Source organism: uncultured Gemella sp. (assembly GCF_963519265.1).
Classification (GTDB): Bacteria; Bacillota; Bacilli; order Staphylococcales; family Gemellaceae; genus Gemella.
Genome location: NZ_CAUQNQ010000052.1, coordinates 1 through 9537, shown reverse-complemented (window position 1 = coordinate 9537; position 9537 = coordinate 1). Strand labels below are relative to the sequence as shown.

The following is a 9537-nucleotide window of genomic DNA, read 5'->3' as shown; positions in this document are numbered from 1 at the left end:
CATAATCTAAATGTTACTTTATCTTCAGTAACAACATTTTTATCATTTTGAGCCATAATTTATCCTTTCGTATTTTATTTATTTTAAACTAAAATTTATTATATCACATAATCTTTATAAATAAAATTTTAAAACTACAGCTTAAGTGGAAATTATTTTAAACTTCTTCTTGAATATGTTATTTACTACAAGAAATGATACAAATAAAATCAGTATATGTAAAATTATCGTTGTAATTAGACTTATAAAGAATTGTTCAGGAACCATTTTTATTAAATTGGATTCTTCTGGACTTAATAACCAAAGATCATTAGTGAATAATAATTGATGGAATTTAATCCAAAACGATGTGAAATTGTATGAAATAATACCAGCTAATACTATGACTAAAAGAATAAAAGCTAATAATGTTTTATTAAATGTTTTTGTGATATAAAACATAGCGTAATTCTTATATACTAGTGCTATTAGAATAGTAGAAAGAATAAATATAATAATAAAGAATATCATAAGATTGAAACTTACATTATATAATACTCTAACATCTTTCATATGAAGGATATCTTTTTCAGAAAACCAAGTTGTATTTAGTTCGGCTTTGTTAGTAAGATATTCTAGTAGATTGGTTGTATTATTTATTAATTCATCGTCTGTTGTATTAATACTAGGGGCTAAATTTTCTCTTAGATAGAAATTTTTATAAAAATTTAGATTAAAACAATTGTAAAATATTATACCGAGTATTGCACTAATAAATAGTGAAAAATTTTGAATAACGATTAGTGTTTGTCGCAAATATTTGTTCATAAAAGTACCTCCGTGTAATATTATACCACATGAAGAGTGGTGAAGTTAAGGGATTTTTCTTGGCTTTGGTTTACATATTTACAGAAATTAACAAAAAAATAAGAATTATAAAAGTTTTTGAGTAAAAAATATTTAATATTTATATGATTTATGTTAAAATATATACATATAGTTATTTATTTATTTTGGGGGAAATCATGAATAAGTTTTTTAAGATCTATTTAGAGTTAAGAGAAAAAATAGAAAATAGGCAATATAGGTCCAACTCGCTTTTGCCAAGTGAAAATGAACTCGCAAGAGAATATGATGTTTCTAGGGAAACTATAAGAAAGGCATTGTTATTATTATTAGAAAATGGATATATTCACAAGATTCAAGGTAAGGGGTCTATTGTTCTCGATGTCCATAGATATAGATTACCAGTAACAGGGCTTTTAAGTTTTAAAGAACGCAGACAGTTTCAAGATGTTGATGCAACGACTAAGGTATTAGTAAATAAGGAAGTAGATGCTCCTGATTTTTTAGTACGCCTTGGACTTGTGAAACGTGATGAAAAACTAATTTACTTGGTTCGTCAGAGATTTGTAGATGGAGAAGCAGTAATATTAGATAAAGATTATATAAGAAAAAGTGCAATTGGAGAATTACCTACAGACCGTGTGGAAGAATCACTATATGAGTACTTGGAAAATGACTTAGGTATAAAGATTTCATATGGAAATAAAGATTTTAAAATTGAACCGGTTAGCGAGGAAGATTCTACATATATCGATTTAAATGGTCACAAACATATTGCAGTATTGCGAAGTGATGTATACACAGAAGGAACTGATTTCTTGCACTATACAGAGAGTCGTCACAGAGTGGATAAATTTCATTTTTCAGAATTTGCTAGAAGAAAATGCAATAGAATAAATTAATTTATTCTATGGAAGAGAACTTTGAACAAGATTATTTGTTCAGAGTTCTTTTTTGTAAAATTTCAAGTGAAAAATTCTTAAGTATTTTTTTTTACTATAATATTTTTCACTATAATTTTGTCTAAAAGTTAATAAATGAACTAATGAAATATTAAATAAGTATAGAAATTTTGAAAAATATTTTCATGGATTTTCAAAGTGAAATTAATCATTGAAAAAATAAAAAATAGAGTGTATAATATGTATATGCGATAAATTTCCGGGAAATAATCATCGGAAATATTTTTATGGGAGTGTGAGGAAATAATGAAGATTATTGTTTATTCATTGACTGGAAATTGTAAAAGATTTGTAGACATGTGTGAAATTCCCGAAGATGATGTAATTTATTTACAGGATATTGATTACGATGTGAATTTCGATTATATCTTAATAACACCGACATTTGGTTTTGGAGAAGTGCCAGTTGCAGTCTCTAAGTTTTTAAAAGAGAACTATAAACATTTAAAAGGTGTTGTTGGTAGCGGGAATAAAAACTGGGGTGAAAGATTTGCCAATGCTGCTGAAATTATTAGCAGTGAATATAACATTCCGCTACTAATGAAAATTGAATTACATGGAAATAAAAAAGATATAAGTGATTTTAAAAAAATATATTTGGAGAGTGTAGAGAATGGAGAAATTTAACCATATTGAATTAAATAATGAAGTAACAAAAAGAGGCGATAATGGATTTTTCAAATTAGAAAAAGACGTGGAAGCTATAGAAGAATTTCTTCGTGAAGTAGACTTTCGCACAAAAAAATTTAGTTCTGAAATTAAGAGACTTAGATATTTAGTAGAGGAGAATTTCTACTATAATATTTTTGATAAGTACATTGAAGATGAAATTTTAGAATGTTTAGAATTAGCTGCGAACTTCAGGTTTGAATTTAAAAGTTATATGGCAGCAAGTAAGTTCTATAAGGACTATGCATTAAAAACAAATGATAAAAAACAATATTTAGAAAACTTTAACCAACACGTATTTATCGTAGCTATGTACTTAGCTGATGGTGATGTTGCTTTAGCGAAAGAGCTTATGATTGCGATGCTTGAGCAAAGATTACAACCTGCGACACCTACATTCCTAAATTCAGGAAGAAGCCGTCGTGGTGAGTTAGTATCTTGTTTCTTATTAGAAGTAGGTGATTCGCTTAACTCTATTAACTACATCGATTCAACAGCTAAGCAACTTTCAAAAATTGGAGGGGGAGTTGCGATTAACTTATCAAAACTACGTGCACGTGGTGAAAGTATTAAAGGTATTAAAGGGGTAGCTAAGGGTGTTATTCCTGTTGCTAAATCTTTAGAACAAGGTTTTGCATATGCTGATCAACTTGGACAACGTCCAGGAGCTGGAGCTGTATACTTAAATATTTTCCACTATGACGTATTAGAATTCTTAGATACTAAGAAGGTTAATGCCGATGAAGAATTACGTCTTCCAACGATTTCTACAGGAATTATCGTACCATCGTTATTCTTTGATTTAGCTCGTGAGAATAAAGATTTCTACATGTTTGGACCTCATTCAATCTATGAAGAATATGGCTTAGTATTAGATGATATCGATATTGCTAAATACTATGATGAATTTGTAGCGAATGAAAATATTATAAAGCGTAAATTTGATGCTCGTGATATGCTTAATTTAATAGCTCAAACACAATTACAATCAGGATATCCATACCTAATGTTCAAAGATAATGCGAACAAAAATCACGCACTTCGTGAAATTGGACAAGTTAAGATGAGTAATCTATGTACAGAGATTTTCCAATTACAAGAGACTTCAGTAATTAAAGATTATGGTGAAGAAGATATTATTAAACGTGACATTTCTTGTAACTTAGCATCGTTAAATATTGTTAATGTAATGGAAAGCAAAAAAATTAAAGAATCTATTTACTCGGGTATGGATGCATTAACATTTGTAAGTAATTCTACTAAGATTAAAAATGCACCTGGTGTAGTAAAAGCCAATGATGAATTCCACTCTGTTGGATTAGGGGCGATGAACCTTAATGGATATTTAGCTAAGAACTTGATTGCTTATGAGAGTGAAGAAGCAAAAGATTTTGCTAATGTCTTCTTCATGATGATGAACTACTATACATTAGAACGTTCAATGCAAATTGCTAAAGATCGTAATGAAACATTTAAAGACTTTGAAAAATCAGATTATTATAATGGAAGTTACTTTACTAAATATATTGAAAATGATTACTTACCTGTAACTGAAAAAGTAAAAGCATTGTTCGAAGGAATTTATATTCCAACAAAAGAAGACTGGAGAAGTCTGAAAAATAGAGTAAAAGAAAATGGGTTATATCATGCATATAGAATGGCTATTGCACCAACTCAAAGTATTTCATATGTTCAAAACTCAACATCAAGTGTATTACCAATTGTTGATAAAATTGAGCGTAGAAGTTACGGGAATGCTGAAACATTCTATCCAATGCCATACTTAAGTCCAAAAACTCAATGGTTCTATAAATCTGCATTTACTATGGACCAAATGAAACTTATTGACTTAATGTCGGTTATTCAAGAACACGTAGACCAAGGTATTTCTGTGATTTTATTCGTAAATTCTGATATAACGACAAGAGAACTTGCAAGATATTATATTTACGCACATCACAAAGGATTGAAATCACTATATTACACAAGAAACAAACTACTTTCAGTAGAAGAATGTACTTCTTGTTCTATATAGAAAAGAGAGGAAAAATTACTAATTATGAAAGCAGTAAACTGGAATAAACAAGATGACTTAACTTTCATGTATTGGCGTCAAAATATTGCACAATTTTGGGTTGATACTGAGTTTAAAGTGTCAAAAGATATTAAAAGTTGGAATGAAGATTTAAACGATAAAGAGCGTGAAGCTTATAAAAAAGTATTAGCTGGTTTAACTGGTCTTGATACTCAACAAGGAGATAAAGGTATGCCACTTGTATCTTTACATACTGAAGATATGAGAAAACAAGCTGTTTATAGTTTTATGGGAATGATGGAGCAAATTCACGCGAAAAGTTATTCTACTATCTTTACATCATTAATTCCTTCACAAGAAACAGACTACTTACTAGATGAGTGGGTTCCAAGTAATCCAGAGCTTCAATTTAAAGCGAAATTAATCGAAGATTATTATATGAGATTATTTAAGCCAGAAGTACCAACATATGACTTATATATGGCTCGTGTAGCGTCTGTATTCTTAGAAAGTTATATTTTCTACAGTGGATTCTTCTATCCTCTATATTTAGCAGGACAAGGGAAGGTAACTACATCTGGAGAAATTATTCGTAAAATCTTATTAGATGAAACTATCCATGGAAGTTTTACTGGTTTTGATGCTCAAGAAATCTTTAAAACTCTTACTCAAGAAGAGCAAGAACGTGCTGAAAAAGAAATGTATAAACTATTATTAGATTTATATGAAAATGAATTAGTATACACTAAAGACATATATAGCGAAATTGGTTTATATGAAGAAGTAAAAGACTATGTTGAATATAATGCTAACCGTGCTTTAGCTAACTTAGGATATCCTGGATACTTCGAAGATAAAGAAATTAACCCAATTATTGAAAATGCGATGAATACAAATACTAAGAACCATGACTTCTTTAGTGTTAAAGGTGATGGATATGTAGTTAGTATGAATGTTGAATCAATTGAAGATGAGGATTTCATTTTTGAATAGGTAAGTGATATGAAAATTTTATTAGTCAGACATGGTGAAACAAACTATAATAAAAATAGATTAATTCAAGGTCATAGCGATATTGAATTAAATGAAACTGGAAGAAATCAAGCGGCTTCTGCGGGAGAAAAGCTAAGTGATCACAATATCGATTATGCATTTAGTAGCCCTTTGAAAAGGGCGGTAGAAACAGCTAGACTTATGCTTGATAACTCTAATAATAGTCAAAATATTTCTAAAGAAATTACTACTGATGAACGTTTAATCGAAAAATTCTTTGGAGATTTCGAAGGTAGTACATTTGATGAGTATTTTTCTGCACTTGAAGCTGAACAAGGATTAGAGTCGGTAGAAAAAGATGAAGATGTTTATGAGAGAGCTAGTTCATTTTTTAATGAAAAATACGTAAATCATAAAGACGATACAATTTTAGTGGTTTGTCATGGTGCATTAATTCGTGTATTTTTAAGAACATTAGGATTATATCCTGAGTCTAATATACTAATTAATAATACTGCATTAAATGTGGTACATTATGATGGACAAGAGTTCATATTAGAGAAATTTAATATATAGATAAAACAAGGGGAGGCTTAGAGATTGTGATTTAGTAAAAATCAATTTCTATAAGTTTCTCCCTTATTTTTAATAAAGGAGAAGAACATATGCGTATAATTTTAGCGCGACATGGAGAAACAGATTATAATAAAAATAAAATGGTTCAAGGGCATACAGATATTCCTCTAAATGAAGAAGGAATTCGTCAAGGAATTGCAGCAGGTAAGAAAATTGAAGGTTATGACATTGATATAGCTTATAGTAGTGTTTTAGGTAGAGCATACGATACAGCAAGATATATGCTTGATAATTCAAACAGTGAAGATAATAAAAAATTAGAAGTAATTAAAGATAAAAGATTAATAGAGAAGTCGTATGGGGAGTATGAAGGAGTTTCTTTTGCCGAGTATGGAGCAGGAATGAAGGCAGGTGAAACGAGAGGAATGGAACTAGATTCTGATGCAGCTGATAGAGTGGAGGCATTCTTTAAAGAAAAGTATGAAGAACACCCAGATAAGACAATATTAGCAGTATGTCACGGTGGATTAATTCGTTCTTTCTTAACTCAAAAAGGTATTAAAGAGGTAGGACGTGGAGTTATTATAAATACTTCAGTTAGCATCCTTGAATACGATGGTAATAAATTCGAACTTATAGAGTTTAATAAATAAGTAGTTAATAGGAACTTTTGCTAATGTATTGCAAGAGGATAACTTTTAAAATTGAGTTGTTTGAAACTTTGATTTTGAAAGTTATCCTTATTTTTATTTAGAGTTCAAATAATTGTTAAGATTGCAACGGAAGATAAGTTCTATAAAAAATAATTTAGTGGATTTTTTATTTTTTGTATCGGAATATTTATAATGATATGTGATGTTGATTCTGTAAATCCCTGTAAATTAATCGTATTATTAGAGGCGTTTCATCTACATAGTATCTTTTTGTATAAACTAAAAAAGCCTAATTATTTTATATAGTGCGTTGACTAGTCACATTAAATAGTATATAATTTCATATGAAAGATGATTTTAAAAGGAGAATGATTATGAGTTTTAAAAAAAATACACCGTATGAGAAATATAATACATTCAGTATTAAAAAATTTAAAGTAGGAGTAGTATCTGTACTGGTTGGTTCTACATTTTTTGTTGCTGGAGGAGTGGCTTTAGCAAGTGACAAAGAAGAGATAGCTAGTAATATAACTACTCCAGTCGCAGAAACTACAAGTCCTTCAACTTTAACAGGGGGTAATGCAGATGTATCAACTGAGAGTAATGGGAACTCTCTTCAAGGAGTACCTCGTACAGCGGAAGTAAGAAATGAAAATGGTGCAGCGGGAACAACATTAGGAAGTGATAGAGCTGCATCAACAGAAAATACTGAAGCAAGCAACAATAATGAGAAACCTAGAGGGCTTGATAGAGCAACAGTACCAGCAAATTATGATGGTAAAGTAAGCCTTATTGGTCAATGGACAAGGGAATCAAACGAAAAAAAAGATACTGAAAATACATATAAGAATGCTACAGATAAATTAGGGAATCCATTGCCTAATCCGGGTCTTTTCCGTGGTATCGCAAAAACTTTTCTTGGCTGGTCTGATAAGCCACCTATAGATGGAAAAATTGCAGAAGGAGCAAGATTGTTCTCCCCAGAAGACACTTTAGCCACTGTCTTTCCAGATGGATTGAAAGCTGATTCCAAACTATACGGTGTATATGCCAGTTTGAATGACCAGGATAAGCCTTTCCCTACCAGTAAATTTTCTATGGGATTTGCTATTATCAATGGAATGAGGAAGTTTGAAATCAATGATAACAAAGTCAAAATTGACATTAATGTAGAATCAGAGGATGTTTTACCAAATACTAAGTTAAAAAAAGAAACGAATGACGATAAAACTAACACTCGTAGAATAATTGATGAGTATCAACCTTCTAATAACGATACTACAAAAGTCAATGAAGTAGTTTTAAAATCCGAATTTGAAATGGATAAAACTACAGCAATGCTTGTTTATAAAAATCCTTGGGTTGGGTATGTTGGTCCAGTTTTATCTAATTCATACAAAGGTAATAAATTTGAAATAGATGAAGTGGAAAAAACTTACACATATGTAGATTTAAATGTAAAATTAGACAAAGATTTAGTTATTCCGGAAAAATTATATGCAGAGTTTAATGGTTACTCATGGAGACCCTTATATGCAATTGGTCATAAGGAAGATGGAACGAAAGAACTTCTACATGTATATTCAAAAAATGGAACAGATTTAGGAAATTCAAAAGATAGCTTTAATTCATTAGTTAGTAATACAGATCCTAGTGTTATGTTTGGTGTTGAAACTAAAGGTAACCATAATATAACATTTAGAATGATTCTTAGATCGTTAAATGATAAGGATAGTGATCGTCCGGAAAACGAACGTAATGAGCGTATAGCTGAGAGTGTAGTAAAACCGGATGAAGGTAAGTCTATTGCTGAAACAATTGTGCGCAGTATGACACTTCGCTCTCTTACATCAACAGAACTTAAAGCTTTATTCCCTAATAAGAGTGATGAAGAAATCAATCAGATGGTTGTTCGTATTAATCAAGAAAAAGCCAAAGAGTTAGCAGACACAAATGGGACAACAGTTTTAAAAGTAACAGGAACAGTTGAAGGAAATGCTCATCCAAATGCAGGTAGAATCGGTAGTGGTTGGTTAAGCATGGATTCAGCTACAGATTTACCTATTGGCAAAGTAGAAGCTAACGTTTTAGAACTAGGTTATGTTACATTTTATAATGTATCTTATAAATTCCAAAGCGGAACTGAAGGAAAAACATTACCAGCAGTAATCGAAAACTACAAGCCAAAAGATACAGCTACTTACGAAAATGAAGCTAATGTAACACCAACACAACCAACAAAAACAGAATACGTAGATGAAGAAAATGATGGGAAATGGGTATTTAAAAAATATGATGCAGATACTAAAGCAGTAAATAAAGCAGATGTAGAGTTTGTAGGAACATGGGAGTTTACAGCGAATAAATATGGAGTAACCTACAAATTCAAAAGCGGAACACAAGGTAAAGCATTGCCAGAAGCGATAGAAGGCTACAAACCAACAGACTCAAATCGTTATGTAGACAAAGATAATGTAGGTGCAACTCAACCGACAAAAACAGAGTACGTAGATACAGAAAACGATGGTAAATGGGTATTCAAGAGCTACGATGCAGAAAGTAAAGCAGTAAATAAAGCAGATGTAGAGTTTATAGGAACATGGGTACTCGAAGCTAATAAATACGGTGTAACATACAAATTTGAAAGTGGAACACCAGGTAAGACATTGCCAGAAGCGATAGAAGGCTATAAACCAACAGACCAAAATCGTTATGCAGATAAAGCGAATGTAGGTGCGACTCAACCGACAAAAACAGAGTACGTAGATGCAGAAAACGATGGTAAATGGGTATTCAAGAGCTACGATGCAGAAAGTAAAGCAGT

Annotated in this window: 8 protein-coding genes; 7 read left to right on the top strand and 1 reads right to left on the bottom strand. The window is 30.8% G+C overall.

All coding sequences use genetic code 11. The features are described 5' to 3' along the window. Positions 1–141 precede the first annotated feature (141 nt). Positions 142–807: a TIGR01906 family membrane protein gene (locus tag RWN11_RS05960; protein WP_314160851.1), complete on the bottom strand. Its 666-nt coding sequence runs from the start codon at positions 805–807 to the stop codon at positions 142–144. Between the two features lie 197 nt (positions 808–1004). Between RWN11_RS05960 and treR the strand changes: the two genes are divergently transcribed. The 7 genes from treR to RWN11_RS05925 form a co-directional block, all read left to right on the top strand. Beyond that, on the top strand, positions 1005–1727 hold the full coding sequence (gene treR, locus RWN11_RS05955; RefSeq protein WP_314160850.1) for a trehalose operon repressor: 723 nt from the start codon (positions 1005–1007) through the stop codon (positions 1725–1727). 306 nt (positions 1728–2033) lie between these two features. After that, positions 2034–2414, top strand: a complete 381-nt coding sequence (nrdI, locus tag RWN11_RS05950; RefSeq protein WP_314160849.1) for a class Ib ribonucleoside-diphosphate reductase assembly flavoprotein NrdI — start codon at positions 2034–2036, stop codon at positions 2412–2414. Then, positions 2401–4491, top strand: a complete 2091-nt coding sequence (gene nrdE / locus RWN11_RS05945) for a class 1b ribonucleoside-diphosphate reductase subunit alpha (protein ID WP_314160848.1) — start codon at positions 2401–2403, stop codon at positions 4489–4491. Before nrdI ends, nrdE begins: the two co-directional genes overlap by 14 nt. A gap of 24 nt (positions 4492–4515) precedes the next feature. Next, positions 4516–5484: a class 1b ribonucleoside-diphosphate reductase subunit beta gene (gene nrdF / locus RWN11_RS05940; protein ID WP_060913496.1), complete on the top strand. Its 969-nt coding sequence runs from the start codon at positions 4516–4518 to the stop codon at positions 5482–5484. A gap of 9 nt (positions 5485–5493) precedes the next feature. Further along, positions 5494–6060 (top strand): histidine phosphatase family protein, encoded by a 567-nt coding sequence (locus tag RWN11_RS05935; protein WP_314160847.1) that lies wholly within the window; start codon positions 5494–5496, stop codon positions 6058–6060. A gap of 89 nt (positions 6061–6149) precedes the next feature. Continuing rightward, entirely contained in the window at positions 6150–6713 is a 564-nt protein-coding gene (locus tag RWN11_RS05930) for a histidine phosphatase family protein (RefSeq protein ID WP_314160846.1), read from the top strand. A 374-nt stretch (positions 6714–7087) separates the two neighbouring features. Continuing rightward, positions 7088–9537: SHIRT domain-containing protein (locus RWN11_RS05925; RefSeq protein ID WP_314160845.1), on the top strand; the 2450-nt coding region annotated here is incomplete at its 3' end.